The organism is Carboxylicivirga longa (assembly GCF_050589825.1).
Taxonomy (GTDB): Bacteria; Bacteroidota; Bacteroidia; order Bacteroidales; family Marinilabiliaceae; genus Carboxylicivirga; species Carboxylicivirga longa.
The window spans coordinates 93533-114988 of record NZ_JBNGOZ010000009.1 but is presented as its reverse complement, the minus strand read 5'-3'; the positions used below and the strand labels follow the sequence as shown (position 1 = coordinate 114988).

Below are 21456 nucleotides of genomic sequence, written 5' to 3'. Positions count from 1 at the left end.
ATCATCGTTTTTTGTTGAAACGATAACTTATTCCGGCACCCGAGGTAAGTCCCAGTTGCTGATGATGGGCAAAACCTACATCGATGCTCAGCCCGCCCAGCTCATAGCCGCCACCAAAGGTCATTTCCACCGGCTGTGCATTGATGCCGCCCCTGACAAATAAACGATCGAGGAAACCCAATTGTAAGCCTAGCTTATAGGCCACATCATTATCCAAATCCTTCTCCACCTCCAAAACCAGCATTATACGTGATGAGGGCTGGAAGCGACAAGCTGCATTAAAAAAGGTGGGTAAGGCATAGCGTTCATCGCCATAGTTAAGTTTACCTTGCTCGGGGTTATGCACAAATATGCCGCCATCTAAATTGGGGGTAATACTAAAAAGAAGGCCGGCGCTTGTGTATACGGCATTGCCACTGCGGGCTCCCTGCACCTGATGAGTGAGGTAATTAAACTGAAGACCAGCGGCGAGAAAGTCTCCAAAAAGGCGACTGTAAGAAACACCTGCCCTTGTGATATTACTCTTTGAATAACCACTTTGCAGAACAAGGCCTGAGAACACTCCATATTGCGTAGGCCAGGTAAGCACTGCAGCACGGGTACTAAGCTCCGTCATGTTAAAACGCAACTGGTAGCCTGCGCCCAATGAAAGATGGCTGTGATGTGCAAGGTTACTCACATTGTTCAAACCTGCCCATACCGATTCATCGAATACCCTTGTGTGCCCCAGGGCAGTGTTCACCGGACCATCATAGTCAGAAACCTGCGCCGACAGGACAAACACACAAGTGAGCAAACAACTGACTATTGAGACCTTTTTGACCATCTTTTATTGATTGATCAATAAAATTATTAAGCCCAGGCCGCAAAGTCAAGCATCTTACCCTGCCACGCTTATATTTCGTTGAAAATATCAATGATAGTTTGCTGTGCATCCACCTTACACGTTTGAAAACCAAGGCTGGCAGCAGCCTCCAGGTTTAGGGGCGCATCATCCAGAAAAAGAATACGATGCGGCGGTATAACAACATCATCCAACACATAATTAAAAGCAGCCACATCGGGCTTACTCCGTTTTATCTCATAGGAATAGTAGGCTTTGGTAAAGACCTTTTCAACATTATCATAACCTTTGGCCATGCTCACATAGGCCTTGCGGTGCAATTCGTTGGTGTTGCTCAGCAAATAAACGGGGCGCTTTTTTGCCAGGCGTTCCAGCAATGCTACGCGTTCACTGGGCAGGTTTACCAACATGGCCTGCCAGGCAGCGACAATCTGCTGCGGATCCGCTGCTTGCGGCAACAGACGCTGCACCGCATCAATAAAACCTTCGGTGCTGATCTCACCCAACTCATAACGCTTAAAAAGCCCCTGATGATGACCGTGTGTTATCTGCGACTCCAAATCGCTAAGCCCCAAGGCAGCAAAGGCATCAATGGCAGCCTGCGGACTTATATCAACAATAACACCGCCTAAATCAAATAAATAAGCGTCAATATTGGAAAAATCAATGGTGCACATATCGGAATTGTTTTTAACAAATGTAGCCCTTATCGTTAATTTACCGCACATCTGACGAAGATATAATAAGCAAAATGCCAAATTCCATGAAAACCATTATCTTTGCAAAACTTTTTTCTCTTTTTATAAGCGAAAATATAACGGTTGGCAGATGAATCTGTCATTTTAGTAATGTTCTAAAAATAGATTAATAGAATGAGTACCTTGGAACTGAGCGAACAGGAGATTATCAGACGAAAAAGTTTAGAGGAGCTAAACAAGTTGGGTATTAACGCATATCCGGCAGCAGAATTTAAAACCACTCATCTGTCAACTGAGATAAAACAGGAATTTGATCCGGCGAAAGATAACCTGAAAGAGGTGGTGATAGCCGGTCGTATCATGAGCCGCCGCATCATGGGCAAGGCTTCCTTTGCCGAATTAAAAGATGCGGAAGGACGCATACAGATTTATCTGAACCGCGACGATATGTGTCCGGGCGAGGATAAAACACTTTACAATACCGTGTTCAAAAAGCTTTTGGACATTGGTGATATCATTGGCGTTAAAGGATTTATCTTCCAAACGCAGATGGGCGAAACCACGCTTCATGTGCAGGAAATGACCATATTAAGTAAATCGCTTAAGCCATTGCCCATCGTTAAAGAGAAAGATGGTAAGGTGTACGATGCGTTTAGCGACCCCGAGTTACGCTACCGTCAGCGCTATGTTGATCTGATTGTTAACGAGGGTGTGAAAGACGTATTCATCAAACGCACCAAGCTGATGAACAGCATGCGTCAGTTCTTCAACGAGCGGGGTTACCTGGAGGTGGAAACACCCATCCTTCAGTCCATACCAGGTGGTGCTGCAGCACGTCCATTTATTACGCACCACAACGCCTTGGATATTCCATTGTACCTGCGCATTGCCAACGAGCTTTACCTGAAACGATTAATCGTTGGGGGTTTCGATGGTGTGTATGAGTTTGCCAAAGATTTCCGTAACGAAGGAATGGATCGTACCCATAATCCCGAGTTTACGGTGATGGAAATATACGTGGCCTATAAAGATTATAAGTGGATGATGGACTTCACCGAAGAGATGGTGGAGAAAATTGCCCTTGACCTGCATGGTAAAACCGACCTTCAGGTGGGTGATAAAACCATTGATTTCAAGCGTCCTTTCAAGCGGATCTCCATCCTCGATGCTATTAAGGAACACACCGGCATTGATGTGTCGGGCATGAACGAAGAGCAGCTGCGTGCTGTGTGTGGCGAGCTGGAGATTGAGATCGACGACTCCATGGGTAAAGGTAAACTCATCGACGAGATATTTGGCGAGAAGTGTGAAGGCAACTACATACAACCCACATTCATCACCGACTACCCGGTTGAGATGTCGCCACTGGCCAAGCGCCACCGCGATAATCCGGAACTCACCGAGCGTTTTGAGCTGATGGTGAACGGCAAGGAAATTTGTAATGCCTACTCGGAGCTGAACCACCCCATCGACCAGAAAGAGCGCTTTGAGGAGCAGATGCGCCTGTCGGAAAAAGGTGATGACGAGGCTATGTTTATCGATCATGACTTTGTGCGTGCCCTCGAATATGGTATGCCCCCCACATCGGGTATGGGTATTGGCATTGACCGCCTTACCATGCTGATGACCAACTCGGACTCCATTCAGGATGTACTATTCTTTCCGCAGATGCGACCCGAGAAACGCATTGTGCCCGACAGCGATGAGAAATTCACCGAGCTGGGCATTGCCCCCGAATGGGTAGAAGTGATTCGTAAGATCGGCTTTAGCAAAGTGGATGCTCTCAAGGAAACAAAACCTTCAAAATTGTTTCAGGATCTTTGTGGATATAACAAAAAGAATAAACTAGGCTTGAAAAATCCTTCGCAGGATGATGTAGCCGCCTGGTTAGCTTAATAAATTATAGTAAAACGGATAAGACAAAGAAGGCAATGTTCCCTTTTTTGTCTTATTTTTATTTTTTAATCAAAACTTTAGAATTTATGGATGAGTCATCGAAGGTAGGTATTATCGGTAGCGGAAGCTGGGCAACCGCTATTGCTAAAATGCTATTAAACAATGTTCCATCCATCAACTGGCACTTTCGCAACCGGGATCATATCGACACCTTTAAGCGCTGTAAGCATAACCCCAACTACCTTACCAGTGTTGAGTTTAATCCCGAGCGGATCAACTTCTCCGATGACATCAACGAAATTGTACGCCAGTCTGATATTCTTATCTTCGCTATTCCTTCGGCCTTTATTAAGGTACCACTGGAAGAGTTGACAGAGCCGCTGCACGATAAGTTTGTAGTATCGGCCATTAAAGGTCTGGTGCCCGATGAAAATCTGATTATCGGCCAATATTTCGCACAGAAATATGAGGTACCCACCACCTCCATTGGGGTGATCAGTGGTCCCTGCCACGCCGAAGAGGTAGCCTTGGAGCGCCTCTCCTACCTCACCATTGCCTGCCAAGACATTAAAAGAGCGCGTGCTTTTGCCGGTCTGATGAAGACCCCCTATATCATGACCACCATATCAGATGATATTTATGGCACCGAATATGCCGCAGTGCTGAAAAACATTATGGCGGTAGCATCGGGTATTTGCCATGGCTTGGGTTATGGCGACAATTTTCAGGCAGTACTTATATCCAATGCCATACAGGAGATGAAGCGTTTTGTGGATACTGTGCACCCCATCACACGCGACATAAAGAGTTCGGCCTACCTGGGCGACCTACTGGTGACCGCTTATTCGCAGTTTAGCCGCAACCGCATGTTTGGCACCATGATTGGCAAAGGCTACTCGGTTAAATATGCACAGATGGAGATGCTGATGATTGCTGAAGGTTATTACGGGGTGAAGAGCATCCACCAGATAAACGATAAATACAAGGTAAACATGCCCATCTGTGAGGCGGTGTATAATATTATCTATGAAAAGATATCGCCTTCCATGGAGATACGCCTGCTGACGGAACATCTTCGATAAAAGAGCCCTTAGAAAGCCTGCAGATTACGCAACGAGCGAATAGCTATCAGCCATTGGCTGACAGCTTATCAAAAAGACATCAATACAAACAAACAAATACAACTAACATGTTACCAGGTATTAATCCCACAACCACAAAGGCGTGGAAAGAACTTGAGGCATATTATGCCCAGTTCGAGGGCACGCATATAAAAGATCTTTTTGCCAAGGATAATCAGCGCTTTGAAAAATACACTTTGCGTTTTGAAGACATCCTGGTGGATTACTCCAAAAACCGCATCGATGACAAGGTGATGAGCTTATTGCTTCAACTGGCTGAGGAATGTGGACTGAAAAGTGCCATTGACAGTGTTTTTGCCGGCGAGGCCATTAACGTAACCGAAGGACGCGCCGTGCTGCACACTGCACTGCGTAACCGCAGCAATACACCTGTAATGGTGGATGGCGAAGATGTGATGCCTGCCGTTAACCAAGTGCTGGATCAGATGAAGGCCTTCTCGGAGAAAATCATTTCCGGCGAATGGAAAGGATACAGCGGCAAAGCCATTACCGACATTGTGAACATTGGCATTGGTGGTTCTGACCTGGGTCCCCTAATGGTGACCGAGGCGCTGAAACCCTATAAGAAGAATGTAAACCTGCACTTTGTATCCAATGTGGATGGTACACACATTGCCGAGGCCTTGAAAGTGGTTAATCCGGAAACCACACTTTTCATCATTGCCTCTAAAACCTTTACTACGCAGGAGACCATGACCAATGCCAACTCAGCCAAATCGTGGTTTCTGGAGGCTGCCCAGGATGAGGCTGCCGTAGCCAAGCACTTCGTAGCACTGTCAACCAACGCCGAAGCCGTATCAGCCTTTGGCATTGACACCGCCAATATGTTCGAATTCTGGAACTGGGTGGGAGGTCGTTACTCCTTGTGGTCGGCCATTGGATTGAGCATTGCCTGCGGCATTGGCTTCGACAATTTTCGCGAGCTACTGGAAGGTGCCCATGCCATGGATCAGCATTTTAAAACCAGCGCTTTTGATAAGAACCTACCGGTGATACTGGCCATGATTGGTATCTGGTACAATAACTTCTATGGCGCCGAAACAGAAGCCATACTACCCTACGATCAGTATATGCACCGTTTCTCAGCCTATTTCCAGCAAGGCAATATGGAGAGTAACGGTAAGTACGTTGACCGCAATGGGGAACGTGTAAATTACCAGACAGGACCTATCCTGTGGGGCGAGCCCGGCACCAACGGCCAGCATGCTTTTTACCAGCTGATACACCAGGGTACCAAGCTGATTCCCTGCGATTTTATGGCCACAGCCAAGAGCCATAACCCACTGAGCGATCATCATCCTAAGTTACTCGCTAACTTTTTTGCACAGACAGAAGCCATGATGCTGGGAAAAACTGAGGAACAGGTGAGCGCTGAATTGAAGGCAGCCGGTAAGTCAGAGGCAGAGATTGCGGCACTGTTGCCTTACAAGGTATTCCTGGGCAATATACCCACCAACTCAATTCTGATGAAGGAACTGAACCCTCGCACGCTGGGTGCCCTTATCGCCATGTACGAGCATAAGATATTTGTTCAGGGCATTATCTGGAACATTTACAGCTTTGATCAGTGGGGTGTTGAGCTGGGTAAGCAATTGGCCAATGCCATATTGCCCGAGCTGCAGAATGATGACGAGGTAAGCTCGCACGATGCCTCTACCAATGGTCTGGTGAATGCTTATAAGGCCATGCGTAAATAATAAATTACTTAGCCGAAAGTAGTCAGTACAGAGACGACTAACAGTATAAAGCAGGCCTTGGAAGCAATTCCAGGGCCTTTTTTAATACCGTTTTACGATCTTGAAATTACTTTCCGGGTCGAGGCTGCAAGGCAGTATATTTTTTCTTAATTTCATCCCCTGATAGAGGTTGATTTTTTTCTGTTAAACACTTTACCAACACAAGATCAAATACCATGGCCACCATCGATAGCTTTACCGTGACCTACATTGCCATTCCCCTGCTGATTTTCCTTTCGCGGGTGGCCGACGTAACCATTGGCACCCTGCGCATCGTGTTTATTTCAAAAGGGCTAAAGATATTGGCACCTATACTGGGCTTCTTCGAGATACTCATTTGGCTACTTGCCATGTCAAAAATCATGCAGAACCTGGATAACTGGCTGTACTTTGTGGCCTATGCAGGCGGCTTTGCCATGGGTAATTATGTGGGCTTGAAAATTGAAGAGCGGCTGGCACTGGGTTATGTAAATATACAAATTGTCACCCAAAAACCCGGCACCTACCTAATACAAAACCTAAGCGAGGCAGGCTACGGAGTAACCTACCTAAATGCCCACGGCAGTAAGGGCAATGTAAATATTATTTATTGCGTGCTCAAGCGCAAGGATTTACCGGAGGTAACCGGAATCATTAAAAAGTTTAACCCCAAGGCCTTCTACACCCTGGAAGACATACGACTGGCCAATTCAGGGGTGTTCAGAACACGCCATCTGGCACAGAAAAATCCAGTACCCCTGCGCAAGGGTAAGTAAGCGCCTCATCCTCCAAAATTTGATCAATAATAAGAGGCTATCCAATTGTGTTTGAGATATTGTTTAAGTCGATAACGATCCCCATCCCGCCGCCTGAGACTGCTTCTAATTCTCAGGCATGTGCGGCGTTTGCTTAACTGAACTTAATGGATCCTTTATTCTCTTCGTGCTCGTCGTAGTTATACATATCGCGCAGTACATCAGCATATTTTTTATAAATCACTCTGCGCCTTAGTTTTAGTGTGGGCGACAACTCGCCGGTGGGCGACGTCCAGGCCTCATGAACCAGGCGGAAACGCTTCACCTCTTCGTGCTTGCCAATCATCTTATTGAAGCGCATTACCTCCTTACGGAAAACAGCCGTCACCTTTTCATGCTGTATCAACTCCTGATTATCGCGAAAATGAACCTTATGATCGTGCGCCCACAGGTGCAGGAATTCAAAGTTGGGCGACAGCAAGGCGCCGGCGTATTTCTCACTCTCGCCCACAATAATGGCCTGCTCAATAAAATCCGACTCCTTCAGCAGGTTTTCTATGGCCTGAGGCGCAATGTATTTGCCATTACTAAGCTTAAACATCTCTTTTTTACGATCGGTAATCTTTAAGAATCTACCCTTGATAAGCGTGCCAATATCACCGGTATGAAACCATCCCTCCTTGTTGATCACCTCGGCAGTAGTTTTGGGGTCTTTGTAATAGCCCATCATCACATTAGGGCCTTTCACCAATATCTCACCGTCATCTTCAATGCGCAGCTCCACGCTGTCGAACACCGTGCCCACCGTGCCAATCATCAGGTTACCCGAACTACTTGTGTGGTTGGAGGCAATCACCGGTGCCGTCTCGGTAAGTCCGTAACCTTCCATCAGGGGAATGCCGGCCGCAAAAAACAAACGACTCAGGCGGGGTTGCAAGGCAGCACCTCCACTTACAGCAAAACGCAGCTTACCACCAAAGGCCTTCTGCCACTTTGAGAACACCAGCTTACGAGCCAGCTTTAGCTTAAAGGCATACAAAGGATAGTTTTTACCGTTAACACGATAACGCTCGCCCAGCTTCATGGCCCAGAAAAAAATGGCTTTTTGCAAGCCCGACAGATCATTACCGCGCGACACCAACTTATCATAGATGCGCTCAATAACACGCGGAACCGTAACAAAGGCATTGGCCTGTATGTCTTTCAAATCCTGGGCAATGGTACCCAAATTTTCGGCATAATAGATGCTACAACCATTATACTGATACAGGTAGTTGATCATTCGCTCGTAAACATGACACAGCGGCAGGAAGCTTAAAATACGATCGGATTGATTTAGCGGATAACGATCTAATGCATCCTTCATATTGCTGATGAAGTTTTTATGACTCAACATTACCCCCTTGGGATTTCCCGTGGTGCCGGAGGTATAGATAATCGATGCCAGGTCGTCCTCGCTAATGCCGGCGCGTATTGCTCTATACTCTTCCTTACGCAGGCTGCGTTCCTGTTCACCCAACTCAATGATCTCACTCCAATTGGGTGCCCCTTTAATATCGTTGAAGGTATAAATCTCTTTGATACTGTCAATGTCGGCTGCTATCTCTTTAAGGCGCCGGTAAAGCACTATGTCTGACACCAAAAGCATTCGCGCTTCGCTGTGCTCAAGTATGTAGCGATACTCCTCATCGGAAATAGTGGGATAGATAGGCACATGTACTACGCCAATCATCGACATACCCATGTCCACAAAGTTCCACTCAGGCCGGTTGTTCGACACCGTGGCAATCTTATCACCTTTCTTAAAGCCTTTGGCCATCAGGCCATAACCAAATGAACGAGCCTGATCGCCATATTCCTGCACACTAAACTTCACCCAGTCGCCATTGCGCTTGGCACATAGTATATCGTCTTTCTTGATGTTTTGCTTCAGGTTAGCAAGTAAATCAAAAGTCCTTTTTATCTCCATAAATCTGATTTGTTGGATTTTCCACTCAAATTCGATCGACAAAGATATAATTTTTTTAAAAGTTCAATCACCACCCTGTATATCGCTGTTTTTCAATAACTAACAAGACTGTAGAGCTCAAGAAAATATATCTCCATTAAACTTTCCATTAATTATATTTTGAAGTAAATTGTATGGGAAAACAATGAATTCACCTCCAAAAAGATGAAACATGAAGCAATTTATCCAAGCCTACACGCTATTTCTTGGTCTGATACTACTTCTAATTGCGCCCGGCTGTTCAGACGACGACACTCCTAATCTTTATGAGAAAAGAATGACCATAGGCCGTGCCCTGCTTGAAGTGCAAGCCCCCGATGTGGATGACATTCTTCCCTATTACACTGACGATATTGAGTACCATGATCCCATCGTTGACATCAACGGCATTGAAGACATGACCGAGTTTCTTAATCGCCTGATTAAAGAGGCCTCACCCAACCTTGTAACCATAGTGGAAGACGAAACCCTGAGCGGCGATACCTACTGTGCAACATGGATCATGTCAGGCGATTTTCTCGAAGTACCCTACGAGGCCCGTGGTATCTCCATCTTTAAATTCATGCCCAACTCAGAGTTGGTTTACTATCAACGAGACTATTATTCCGAAGGTGACATAATGGTAACCATACCGGGGTTGGATGAGGCCATTGGTGCTTTCAGAACCTATTACCGCTGTGCAGTAGATCCTACCTTTGAGTGTCCGTTTGCACCTCCTTCCTCTGCCATTAAAAGCCAGTTAAAAAGTACACAAACACTCTTTAGTACCGATCAGCTTACAGTGGCCAGAAATCTGGTTGAAATAAATGCGGAAAACTGGATGAATATCCTGCCAATGCTTAGTACCGAATACGCCTATCGCGATCCCATCGTCAGCATAGATGGATCCGAGACCATGGCGGCTTTTCTGGCACGTCTGTTTGAAGGTTCAGTCAACCTGATTACCACAGTGGAGGATGAAACACTGGTGAACGATGTGTATATGGCTACCTGGACCATGAGTGGGGAGTTTAACGGAGCCTCCTTCTCGGCACCCGGTATGTCGATTGTTAAATTTGTTGAAGGCACCTCTAATATATATTACTCGCGCGATTATTATACCGAGGGAGATGTAATGCTGGGGATTCCTGACCTGAGTGAGGCCGTGACTGGCTTTCGCAGTTACTACCGCAGTGCCGTTGATCCTTCCTTTCCACCACAAAATGAGTAGAGCGTGTCACAAAATTTATCGGATGACTAAGGTATCTAATACGTTTAGTCATCCGATAAATTAAATAATTTCGCTTAAATAACCTTCTAATTCTTAAGCTGAAAGTCAATGGTTGACACCACCCTGATAATCTTTATCTCAGGCGTGTTATAGTCACGGTCGTTAATGGTAAACAAACCCTGATTGGCCTTTCTGATTTCACCCACCTCAGAATCTGAGTCGCGGGCAAATTTTTCAGCGACTTTACGGGCATTCTTGGTGGCTTCCTCAATCATGGAAGGCTTAATATCATTTAGTCCGGTAAAGATGTATTCAATGGGTCGCCAGTCATTTTTTGAACTGAGCAATATGTTTTTTTCTATCAACTCCAGTGATTCTCCTAAAGCCTTCTGTAGCTTTTTCACATCGCCAGTGCGCACCGTAAACTCCGACTTGGCAATGTAACGAAATGCTCTATTTTGAGCATTATTATAAGGATTGGCATGGGCATCGTTAATGGTGGTAACGCCTTTACTCAGCTCTGTATCGCTAAAGCCTTGCTTTAAAAAGTAGTCATACACAAGCGTATTCTGTGCCTCAATTTTCTTTTTTAGAGCCACCAGATCGTTTCCGGCTAGGTTTATATTAATAGGCCATACAGCGAGATCGGCTTCTACCTCGCGCTCTGAGAGACCCTTCACCTGCACAAAGCGGTCATACTTCTTCCCTGTTTTGTGCATGTTACCCACAAAGTAACCAGCGCCTAACAGCGCCACTGACAACATCGCTGCTTTTATCCAATCTAAGTTCTTCATAAGAAGTGTATTGATGTGTGTGCTTATATTATTTCTGATCTTTGTGCCTTTCCTCATGCCGATTGGAGAGTACCATGCTTATGATTAACAAGACCATGGAGACTATTCCCAGGTAACTGCCCTTATTCACCGACCAGCTTAGATCACCATAATCGATAAAGGCTACATTCACTGCGATGAGCGCTAAGGCAATAATTATAAGGATGTTTCTATACTTACACATAAGCATAAAGTTAACATTTTTTTGCGGATAGTGATCGATTGTAAAAAATCAAATTTCATCAAACCGCTGCAACATCTTGCACCTTGATGGTTCGCCCTGGCATTTATGATTGATGCGATCGATGAAAAACAATACTCACAACAATTATTTTAGATGAAACTCATAATCTAAGTCATAGGTCCTAACCAATATTTTATTTCCTTTTTGAATGACATAGCTTGGTCCCTTATCAATTCTAATTTTTTGAACCCTGGCGCCCGTATGCTTGTCAAGCACAAAAAGATAATCTGTTTCGGCAGTGAATCCATAGCCACATATTATGGTGCTATCAACAATTGTAAATGTTGAATTACAGGTTAACGGCTCGCTTGTCCAGATAATTTCGTAATTCTCCAGATTTATAGCTGATATGTATGCATTTTTGCCATAAGTACTTTTTGCATAAGTAGGGTGGCCATGAGAAATAAATAATACGTTATTCTCTATGCTTGCCCATTGTATGGACTGAAATACGAAATCTTCATCCCCTATTTTAGTTTTAGGTGCGTAATTGAAATTTTCAAAATCTAAAAAGTGCTTAAGTTCTTTATTTGCCCCATCTGTAACCATTGCAAATCTTTTTTCACCAAAATTCACGCCATAAAAAAAAATATTATAGGTGTCATATTTAAAACCATCACTTATAATATATCCTTTATAGCGCAGTGGAATGCCCTTTGGAAGATTGCCACTGATATTTCTTATTTGATTAGGAACCTTATAGATAGGCAAGGAAATCTGGTTTTGCACAAACCAATCTTGCTCATCTGTAATTTGATTTCTTTTCTTTGAAGCAAATTTAAGTATTGGAAATGCTCGCCCCAACGACGGCAGAATACTCCCATCGAAATTTGGAGATTGAACTATAACAGGGGATATCAATTTAAGTTGATCACTTAAACTAAGCGGCACCTTTTGCTTTGAAGCTGATTTTTTCTCAGCTCTATTTTGACAAGACAAACAAATGACTGTCAATAATATCCATATAAAATACTTTCCATTCATTGCCAATAATTATTCGGGGAGACGCTCAAATTTACATATTTCTTCCAGCGACTCATCCCATCTTGCTTTATTGGAAATAAAAATATGTGCATCCGGTCGTTGTTCCAACTTTGTATCTAAACACCCGGCGGGCACAACTAAAAGTTTACCTTCCATTTGCAAATTGGGCAAGGGCGAACCACAATTTGTACAAAAGGCTTTTATATGGTTACTTTTGGGAGCTTGAAAAGATTTAACTTCAGTTTCGGTTTTTATCCAAACCAGTTTAGCAGTGGTAGAAAATAAATTGGCAGCATGAGCCGATCCTGTATCCTTCCTACAATAACGGCAATGGCATAAATAAAAACATTCGAAGTTGCCTACTACTTTAAATTTACTTCCCCTGCACAAACAAGAACCCAAGTACTCCATAGCGCTAATCAATTTTTCAATAAATATATTGACATTTATACATCCCTAATAACTTTATACCGAACGCTTACTTAATTTCTGCTTAGTAAAAAGTTAAACCAGACAAGAGAAAGCTATAGCTACAAAACAATATATGATAAATGCTAGTTGACACCACGAATAAAAAACAATGTTAGGCTCATTGTTTTAGTTCTCTAAGCTATAAAACTGAAGCTTCCCTTTATAGTAACATTTGGCATCATTGCCTTCGGCATCGGCACCAATTAATGTTATTTCATAGACATCGCCACTAATATCAACACTTATTCTTCCAGTATTTATACTAACCCACATATTCTCGTCGGTATCATATTTCTCATCCAACCAATCCATACAATATGCTGCATGCGAAACAAAGGCATCCCCAATTTCATAAGTGCCAGCCAAAATACCTTCCTTACTTTCAGATTCCATAGTAAACCATACAACACTACCATTCCCCTTATGGTACAACCCACTTGCATCCGCTTTATCAACAAGTATACCTTCTGAAGTAATAGAAATATCATACAGGTATTTTTGTGTACTTGTTTCTTCTACATATAATAACGTACCGCTTTCAAGCTCATACTCCTCTTCTGCAACTTTTATATAGTTGACTGAGTCAGCAACAGATTCATTATCATCATTATCGCAACTGCTAAAAAAGCAAAGCGCTAACGCAGCCAGACCAAATTGTAACAAACGCAATTTCATTCTTAAATATTTTAAATTAATTATATCTTAACCTAACATTGTATAAATTTAGCAACTAGCACAAGCAAATATACAAAATTATTGTTATTTTACACAAACGCCCGTAGCACTCTCCCCAATTTCTTAAGCAAGAAAAAAGGCCGCCCGGAATGTAATCCGAAACGGCCTTTCTATTTTAAGTACAAACTTCCTTAACGCTGTGTCAGCACCCACACGGTTTTAAAACCCTCTTTGCCGCGGTAAGCATTCAACTCCTTCACGGCATTTGCTTTATCGCTGTAACCATTAATGGCCACACGGTAACGATTATTGGGACTAGCCAACACAAAGGCCTGCTCCTCGCCCATCTCATGTACGATGCGCAGAAAGCGGCTTGCCTGATTTTCCGTTTTAAAACTACCTGCAATCAGGTAATAAATATTCTCTGCGGCCGGAGCCTCTTCTTCAACTACGGCAGTGCTCACGCTAGTGGTCTCCACTTCCACCGGCGAAGTCTCAATCGCAGATGAAGCAGGCCAAATCAGTGGCATCGTGCTCGCCGCATTTACCTTATGCTGACGCAGCGGATTGTCCAGGGACTGTGAGATAGCAAATAACCCCACCACCATGGCCACGGTGGCAGCAATCTGCCGCAAGCCCACCGGCTGAAGTAGGCGACGCACCTGCCGATTCTCACTCACCAGCTTTTGCGGCGTTACGTGGGGTGTAAAGTGGAAACTACTCAGTCCGAAAGCCTCCGGAAGGTAGGCTTCGGAGCTATCGGCCACAAACTGCAAACTACCCAGGGCATCTTTCTTGAGGCTACCTACCTTATCAATACGTCCCACCTCACCACGATCGATGCGCGCCGTCAAATCATTAACAAAAGCATCCACGCTCTGCCTTGCCGCTTCATAACTAAGGCCATTTATCTGCGACAGCGTGCTGATCAGCAAACCATCATTATGCGACAAACTACGATTAAAACCAATTTCACGCGAGGGAGGCATAAAGCGATTCGTTTCGGTATCGATACGCGCACTGACTGTAGTCGATACCAACGCACCTAAGTGCGGTATAATCACACACTCATGTGTGTATAATAAATTCGATATGTGTTGAGCAACTGTTGTCATACCTGCAAAATTAGTAAAACCACAACGGACAATATTAACTTTGTTTCAACACCTGTTAACAAGGTGTTAGCTTTTGGTTGATAATGACTTATCTTATTAACACTAAGCCTATAAAACATCGCTAAGATACTAATTTAGTGAATGCAATCCTAACCCTTGCTGTGAATAAGTAATTCCTTTACCTGTTAATAAATCCCCTACAAAAGCTAAGCAAAACCCTTCAATTGAATCTTATTAACAAATACTGAAGTAGATGGCTGGGCGTCTTGCCCAGAAATATTAAAAGTACTTTTAACTTTTATTAATTACCGTACCCATGAAATTAGAAAGTATTTTGCCACCTGCATTAAATTCGATTTCGTATTTTTACAGCTCGTTTAACGATGGAACACATAAGTGACGAGTGTATAGGATGCTTAAACGTAAGCCATGCTCCTGTTTGTGTGTTCAACCTGAGCAAAGTGCATACAGGTTAATAAAAAGCTACACCAATGGCAAAGCAAATTTTAGTGACCGGCGGAACGGGATATATCGGTTCGCACACGGTAGTAGAACTTCAGGAAAGAGGTTTTGATGTTGTTATCGTTGACAACCTGTCCAATTCGCAGATTGAGGTATTGGATAACATTGAAAAAATAACCGGCATACGTCCGGCATTTGAGCAGTTCGACTTATCGGAAAGAGATTTGACCGATGCTTTTTTCAAAAAATATTCAGACATAGCCGCCATCATCCATTTCGCTGCCTTCAAGGCCGTGGGTGAATCGGTACAGAAACCCCTTGAATATTATCGTAACAACATGGGCTCGTTGATGAATCTGCTGGAGTGCATGAACAAGTATCAGGTTCCTCACATGGTATTCTCTTCGTCATGTACCGTTTACGGTCAGCCCGACGTGCTGCCGGTAACCGAGCAGACACCCCGCAAAGAAGCCGAGTCGCCTTACGGTAACACCAAAGCCATCTGTGAAGATATTATGCGCGACTATTGCAAGGCCAACGAAGCCATTAACTGCATTGCCCTACGATATTTCAACCCTATTGGCGCGCACCCTACGGCACTTATCGGAGAGCTACCGGTAGGCGTACCCAATAACCTGGTGCCTTTTATCACGCAAACAGCAGCCGGCTTGCGCGATGAACTAAGCATCTTTGGCGACGACTATGATACAGAAGATGGCACCGCTATTCGCGATTATATTAATGTAGTGGATCTGGCCAAAGCACACGTGGTAGCCATCGACCGCATGCTTAATGGTAAGTCAAAAGACAACTACGAGTATTTTAATGTGGGTACCGGATCGGGTTACTCAGTGATGCAATTGGTAAAAGCCTTTATTAAAGTAACCGGCGTTAACTTAAATTACAAAATTGTAGACCGTCGTGCCGGTGATATTGAAAAAATATGGGCCGATACAACATACGGCAATAATGAGCTGGGTTGGAAAGCAGAAAAAACCCTCGAAGAAACTTTAGCCTCGGCCTGGGCCTGGGAAAAGAATGTAAGAGGCCTGAAATAAGCACAATCGTCTGCATAGCACACAAGCCTGCAACACATAAAACAGGCAAGTAATGAAATAAAATAAGAGCTGTTGGTATCCTACTGACAGCTTTTTCGTATTTTTACAGAATATTATACAATCAATGTGACTCATGTCACTATCTCTAATTAACAAAAATTTCTATAATGGAAAGCATTAGTGTATTCGGCGGCCTCCTTTATCTGGCAGTCATTGTTTTAGTAATTGCCAGTGGCTGGAAAACTTATGAGAAAGCTGGGAAGCCAGGATGGGCGTATATTGTGCCCATATATAACATCATCGTATTACTGGATATAATAGGTAAACCCGGATGGTGGCTGCTCCTGTTTTTCATTCCGGGCATTAATTTAATTTTTGCCATTTGGATGATTAACCTGCTATCCAAGAGCTTTGGAAAAGGCGCAGGCTTCACACTTGGTTTGTTATTCCTTCCGTTTATCTTCTACCCTCTACTCGGCTTTGGCGATGCTGAATATAAGGGTCCGGCAGGCGCATAGTAATACAAGCACACAAAAAATATTAGAGGCTATCTCACCTGAGATAGCCTCTAATATTTTTGTACCAGCCTCATAATTTCATTTTGAATTATATTTACCCACAATAAACACCCGTTCATCAAAATTAAATTTTATGAAACAGGATGAGTAATACTTTTACCAATCCTAATTACTATAAAATCTAATAACGATGATTAAATCAATCACCCTACTCCTCTCTTTAATGTTGGCTTGGCAAAATTTCGCTGCACGGGCTCAACAACCGAACTTCCAGGTGGAGGTACTCACTTGTGTCGAGTCACTTGTTCCAAGTGGCACAGGACGCTCAAGAATGATCATTACAAACCTGGATGTTGACCATCAAGAATTTACTTCTTCCCGGTCAAAAAGTAAGGGAAGCCGCAACAAAGCCAATCGACAAGATATCAGAATTAAGAACTATGAAGAGACCAAGCTCCTTAATCTATATAATGAAGGCGGCATTCGATTTCAGAACGTTGCCAGCAATGACGCCATCGTTACCTCAAAAATAAATGACATGCTCAACAAGGGATGGGAACTATTTTTTGTTTCTACTGGCGTTGAGAGTAAAATGGCTACTCTCTCTGTAAAAAAAGAACTTTTAAAAATGGGCATGAAAATGATGCTGGATACCAAAGGAGGTAATAGCAAAAACGACCCCAATGGCATTTTCATGACACGCTATTATTTCAGAAAAGTCACTAGTTAAGTATCAAACAGCTATACATAAGAACCGATAAATACGAAGTACAATGAAAAAAATCTTACTTACAATCTTTACTCTTGCCTCTATTACACTTACATCCAACGCCCAGGTAGCTCCACAATATGAGGTGAAAATTATTACAAGCATAGAATCAATCGTCCCTAATGGAGTTGGTAGATCACGATTAATTTCAACTGACACAAAAGTAGACTACCGGGAATTCACAACGACACAAACAGAAGAGAAGGGCGACAGAAACAAAAGTGATCGTCAGGAGATTCGCATTAAAAACTACGACGAAACAAAAATGCTTAACTTTTTTAACATTGGTGGAATTCGTTTTCAAAACATTGCCTCAAATGATGCTTTATTGACTTCAAAAATCAATGAGATGCTTGAAAACGGATGGGATCTGGCGTTCATTAATACCGGAGTAGAAAGTTATGGCGGTAAGGACGACAACAGCGGCATCTATATAACACGTTACTTATTTAAACGCCTAAAACCAACTGAAAAAAGCGATAACACAATGGGTTCTTTATAAAATTTTTTGAAAATATTGCCCATTTACAACTAAGTACAGAGGTTATCTCAGGTGAGATAGCCTCTTTTGCATCTTGACAATTATCTTAATACTTTTGCCTTACATCATGAAACGCGAGATATGAAAAAAATATTGATTACCGGCGGTGCCGGATTTATTGGCTCACATGTGGTGCGCCTTTTCGTAACCAACTACCCCAACTACGAAATCTACAATCTGGACGCACTTACCTATGCCGGTAACCTGGAAAACATGAAGGATGTTGAAAACAACAGCAACTACCATTTTATCAAAGCCGACATAACCGATGCCGATGCCATGGACAAGCTGTTTAGCCAACACGCTTTCGATGGTGTGATACACCTGGCCGCCGAGTCGCATGTTGACCGTTCCATAAGCGACCCTTTGGCATTTATCAAAACCAATATACTGGGTACCGTTAATCTACTGAATGCCGCCAAAAGCAGCTGGAAAGATAATATGGAGGATAAATTATTTTATCACATATCGACCGATGAAGTATATGGTTCCCTGGGTGCCACAGGTCTGTTTACCGAAACAACAGCCTATGACCCACGCAGCCCCTACTCCGCTTCTAAAGCAAGTTCTGATCACCTGGTACGTGCCTATCACCATACTTATGGCATGCCGGTGGTTATCTCCAACTGCTCCAACAACTATGGCCCCAACCAATTTCCGGAAAAGCTGATTCCCCTGGCCATTAACAACATCAAAAACAACAAACCCATTCCCATCTATGGAAAAGGTGAAAACATTCGCGACTGGCTATATGTACTGGACCATGCCCGTGCCATTGACATGATCTATCATCGTGGCAAAAAGGGCGAAACCTACAATATTGGCGGCATCAACGAATGGACCAATATCAAGCTGATTTATAAATTATGTGAGGTAATGGATACCAAACTGGGACGTGAAAAGGGTGAATCGGCCAAGCTTATCACCTTTGTAAAAGACCGGGCCGGACACGACCTGCGCTATGCCATTGACTCCGACAAGCTGATGAAGGAACTGGGCTGGGAACCCTCATTACAATTTGAAGAAGGCATTGAAAAAACCGTGGATTGGTACCTGGCCAATGAAACATGGCTGAATAACATCTTGTCGGGCGACTACGAAAAATATTATCAGACCCAATACAACGAAAGATAGAAAAAAGACAAAGAGCATAACATATAATTACCCTCATAGAAAAGGTGATAGCCTAGCTACATGATGCGTTAGTAGGCTGTCACTTTTTTTTGCATATATCAAAACGAAGCGCGCTGAATAGATTACCCAAAGCAGTTTTTTAACGGCCATGCATTTGCATAAATCCATAGAGGCTAATATGCCAAATACACTCCTAATTCACACCTGAACAAACACACAACAGAATAATGTAGTCAATTATTCTACTGCTAATCTGATAGATAGCAAATACTTTATTTTCAAAACTTAATTGATTAATTTTAGATAAATTCTACAATTATTATAACCAATTCGCGATTTGGGCGTAAGATTGCCCATTGCCGGAAGACCAGGAAATGCCTTTTCCAAGCTTGAAAAGACGGTTAGTTTGGCAAAGGGGATTAACAATTAGGGGTGTATAACAAGACAGGTCTCTACCTGTCGCAACATTTATCGTATGCAGTTCAGTAGTATCCGTTCACGCATTTTGCTATTATTTGGCACAGTCGTATTCATGGTCATCACAGCCATTAGCCTTACGTTTTACATCGCCATTAGTAAAACAATTACTAAGGATATCAGGGAGCAACAACTGCACACCTATCTGGAGGCATCACAGAGTGATTTGCGAACCGAATTTGAACGGGCGATTGAAACATCGGTGGCGCTGGCAGCCGATCCCACATTAATGAAATGGTTCAGCCAAAACGAGCAAAATGAACTACTCAAACAACTCGGCCTTGGCAAGCTTAAGCAACTCACAACAGATTTAAACTACATCAATGCCTTTGCCGTAAACGCACAAACCAATGAATACTGGACGCAGGATGAGCATCTCAACACTATCCTGGATCCCAACGACAGCAATAACAGCTGGTTTTTCAATTGCCTTGCAGCCCAACAACACGTATCAGCCAACCTGGATTATGACGAAAACCTTAAAAAAACAGGTCTTTTTATTAACGTGCTAATGGGCGACCCCAATAAACCCCAGGGAGTAGCCGGTGTTGGAATGAACATTGACGAGCTTGTACAAAAACTTACTCAACGCAAGTTTAGTGAAGGAGCCGATTTATGGGTCATCGACAGTAAAGGAAAGATTAAGATAGCCCAGCATAATACGCATACCAACCAGCCTCTGGAGAATATCATTGGTAAAGGGGCATTTACGATTATTAGTGATAATAAAAACGGGCTGATCAGCGAGTATGAATTGAAAGATACGGAGAATGAACTGGCCTATATGAATATTGGCAATACCGGTCATAAGATTGTAATGGCAGTGCCCACCGAAGAGCTGGTAAGTATGCTCCGCCCAATACGCAATTTCTCTGTACTGATTGGCATTATTTTCCTTGTGCTGGCGCTGGCACTGGCCTATTTTATTGCCAACTCACTGGCACGTCCCATACTGCAAATTAACAGGGTAGCCAATGCACTGGCACAAGGTGAGCTTAAAGTGGAAATTGACGAAGGCCTCAGTTCCAGGCCGGATGAGATCGGTCAACTGGCCAACACCTTTAAAACCATGATTACCCGCATTAGCAGTGTGATTGCACAAGCTAAACAAACGGCGCAACTCATCACGAATGGTGGTTCCGAGCTCACTGGCTCTGCCAACGAACTTTCGTCTCGTTCCATGCAACAAGCATCTTCCACCGAAGAGGTATCGGCCTCCATGGAAGAGATGGGCGCCAACATTAGTCAGAACGCTGACAACGCAAAACAAACAGAGCAAATCATGTCGCAGGCCTTTAAGGACACCTCCAACGGTAGCGACATTGTGAAGCAAGCTGTGGAAGGCATCAAAACCATCGCCGAAAAAGTACAGATCATTGATGAAATAGCCATGCAAACAAATATCCTATCGCTGAATGCCGCCGTAGAGGCAGCACGTGCCGGTGAGCAGGGGCGTGGATTTGCAGTGGTGGCAGCCGAAGTACGCAAGCTTGCCGAACGCAGCCGTCAGTCGGCCAACGACATCAGTGAGAAGGCTCAATTGGGAGTAGATACTGCCATTAAAGCCGGCGGAATCTTCGAAAAACTGGTGCCTGATATTCAGAAAGCCTATAACCTGGTATCAGAAATATCGGCTGCCTCTCTGGAGCAGAACGAAGGATCCAAACAGATTAACAATGCCATTTTAGAGCTCGATGGCGTTGCACAAGGCAATGCCGATGCTGCCGATAAGATATCGGAACTCACCGAATCCTTCTTCCGCGAGGTACAAAAACTCAACGAGGTAATTAGTTTCTTTAAAGTGGAATAAATGTTCAGCCTCAAATATTATCAGTTCAAGCACTTTTTTTGAAATAATAGCATAACTTTTTTGGGGCTTAAGCGTATCCCGACTTATTCCCTGCCAA

The 21456-nt window shown here is 43.6% G+C and carries 20 protein-coding genes; 11 read left to right on the top strand and 9 right to left on the bottom strand.

The window, feature by feature from the left end; genetic code table 11:
* Position 1: 1 nt before the first annotated feature.
* Entirely contained in the window at positions 2-826 is an 825-nt protein-coding gene (locus ACRD7A_RS09930; protein ID WP_430811698.1) for a hypothetical protein, read from the bottom strand.
* Between the two features lie 68 nt (positions 827-894).
* Complete coding sequence (locus tag ACRD7A_RS09925) at positions 895-1521, bottom strand: HAD family hydrolase (RefSeq protein ID WP_430811697.1); 627 nt, start codon at positions 1519-1521, stop codon at positions 895-897.
* 195 nt (positions 1522-1716) lie between these two features.
* On the opposite strand from ACRD7A_RS09925, the gene lysS reads away from it, so the two are divergent.
* From lysS to ACRD7A_RS09905, 4 genes are all read left to right on the top strand, one after another.
* A complete protein-coding gene (lysS, locus tag ACRD7A_RS09920; RefSeq protein ID WP_430811696.1) occupies positions 1717-3438 on the top strand; it encodes a lysine--tRNA ligase in 1722 nt (573 codons plus the stop codon).
* An 86-nt stretch (positions 3439-3524) separates the two neighbouring features.
* Positions 3525-4520 carry an NAD(P)H-dependent glycerol-3-phosphate dehydrogenase gene (locus ACRD7A_RS09915; protein ID WP_430811695.1) on the top strand — a complete coding sequence of 332 codons (996 nt, stop codon included), beginning with the start codon at positions 3525-3527 and terminating at the stop codon, positions 4518-4520.
* 107 nt (positions 4521-4627) lie between these two features.
* Positions 4628-6277, top strand: coding sequence for a glucose-6-phosphate isomerase (gene pgi, locus ACRD7A_RS09910; protein ID WP_430811694.1), 1650 nt, complete (start codon positions 4628-4630; stop codon positions 6275-6277).
* 215 nt (positions 6278-6492) lie between these two features.
* On the top strand, positions 6493-7071 hold the full coding sequence (locus ACRD7A_RS09905) for a DUF2179 domain-containing protein (protein ID WP_430811693.1): 579 nt from the start codon (positions 6493-6495) through the stop codon (positions 7069-7071).
* 133 nt (positions 7072-7204) lie between these two features.
* Here the strand turns inward: ACRD7A_RS09905 and ACRD7A_RS09900 are convergent, their stop codons facing one another.
* Positions 7205-9019, bottom strand: a complete 1815-nt coding sequence (locus ACRD7A_RS09900) for an AMP-dependent synthetase/ligase (protein ID WP_430811692.1) — start codon at positions 9017-9019, stop codon at positions 7205-7207.
* 211 nt (positions 9020-9230) lie between these two features.
* Between ACRD7A_RS09900 and ACRD7A_RS09895 the strand changes: the two genes are divergently transcribed.
* The gene (locus tag ACRD7A_RS09895; RefSeq protein WP_430811691.1) at positions 9231-10268 is read left to right on the top strand and encodes a nuclear transport factor 2 family protein; all 1038 of its coding nucleotides are present in this window, start codon (positions 9231-9233) and stop codon (positions 10266-10268) included.
* Positions 10269-10354: 86 nt separating this feature from the next.
* Here ACRD7A_RS09895 and ACRD7A_RS09890 read toward each other — a convergent pair whose 3' ends face one another.
* The 6 genes from ACRD7A_RS09890 to ACRD7A_RS09865 form a co-directional block, all read right to left on the bottom strand.
* Positions 10355-11062: an SIMPL domain-containing protein gene (locus ACRD7A_RS09890; RefSeq protein WP_430811690.1), complete on the bottom strand. Its 708-nt coding sequence runs from the start codon at positions 11060-11062 to the stop codon at positions 10355-10357.
* A 28-nt stretch (positions 11063-11090) separates the two neighbouring features.
* Positions 11091-11285 (bottom strand): hypothetical protein, encoded by a 195-nt coding sequence (locus ACRD7A_RS09885; RefSeq protein WP_430811689.1) that lies wholly within the window; start codon positions 11283-11285, stop codon positions 11091-11093.
* Positions 11286-11429: 144 nt separating this feature from the next.
* A complete protein-coding gene (locus tag ACRD7A_RS09880) occupies positions 11430-12329 on the bottom strand; it encodes a hypothetical protein (RefSeq protein ID WP_430811688.1) in 900 nt (299 codons plus the stop codon).
* 9 nt (positions 12330-12338) lie between these two features.
* Complete coding sequence (locus ACRD7A_RS09875) at positions 12339-12740, bottom strand: GFA family protein (protein ID WP_430811687.1); 402 nt, start codon at positions 12738-12740, stop codon at positions 12339-12341.
* A gap of 186 nt (positions 12741-12926) precedes the next feature.
* Positions 12927-13475 carry a hypothetical protein gene (locus tag ACRD7A_RS09870; protein WP_430811686.1) on the bottom strand — a complete coding sequence of 183 codons (549 nt, stop codon included), beginning with the start codon at positions 13473-13475 and terminating at the stop codon, positions 12927-12929.
* Between the two features lie 191 nt (positions 13476-13666).
* Entirely contained in the window at positions 13667-14590 is a 924-nt protein-coding gene (locus ACRD7A_RS09865; protein WP_430811685.1) for an HU domain-containing protein, read from the bottom strand.
* A gap of 491 nt (positions 14591-15081) precedes the next feature.
* Between ACRD7A_RS09865 and galE the strand changes: the two genes are divergently transcribed.
* The 6 genes from galE (at position 15082) to ACRD7A_RS09835 (ending at position 21359) form a co-directional block, all read left to right on the top strand.
* On the top strand, positions 15082-16110 hold the full coding sequence (gene galE, locus ACRD7A_RS09860) for a UDP-glucose 4-epimerase GalE (protein ID WP_430811684.1): 1029 nt from the start codon (positions 15082-15084) through the stop codon (positions 16108-16110).
* Between the two features lie 167 nt (positions 16111-16277).
* Positions 16278-16628: a DUF5684 domain-containing protein gene (locus tag ACRD7A_RS09855; RefSeq protein WP_430811683.1), complete on the top strand. Its 351-nt coding sequence runs from the start codon at positions 16278-16280 to the stop codon at positions 16626-16628.
* 190 nt (positions 16629-16818) lie between these two features.
* Positions 16819-17358, top strand: coding sequence for a hypothetical protein (locus tag ACRD7A_RS09850; protein WP_430811682.1), 540 nt, complete (start codon positions 16819-16821; stop codon positions 17356-17358).
* A gap of 43 nt (positions 17359-17401) precedes the next feature.
* The gene (locus ACRD7A_RS09845; RefSeq protein ID WP_430811681.1) at positions 17402-17899 is read left to right on the top strand and encodes a hypothetical protein; all 498 of its coding nucleotides are present in this window, start codon (positions 17402-17404) and stop codon (positions 17897-17899) included.
* A gap of 120 nt (positions 17900-18019) precedes the next feature.
* Positions 18020-19072 carry a dTDP-glucose 4,6-dehydratase gene (gene rfbB, locus ACRD7A_RS09840; protein ID WP_430811680.1) on the top strand — a complete coding sequence of 351 codons (1053 nt, stop codon included), beginning with the start codon at positions 18020-18022 and terminating at the stop codon, positions 19070-19072.
* Between the two features lie 475 nt (positions 19073-19547).
* Complete coding sequence (locus tag ACRD7A_RS09835; RefSeq protein ID WP_430811679.1) at positions 19548-21359, top strand: methyl-accepting chemotaxis protein; 1812 nt, start codon at positions 19548-19550, stop codon at positions 21357-21359.
* Positions 21360-21456: the final 97 nt, after the last annotated feature.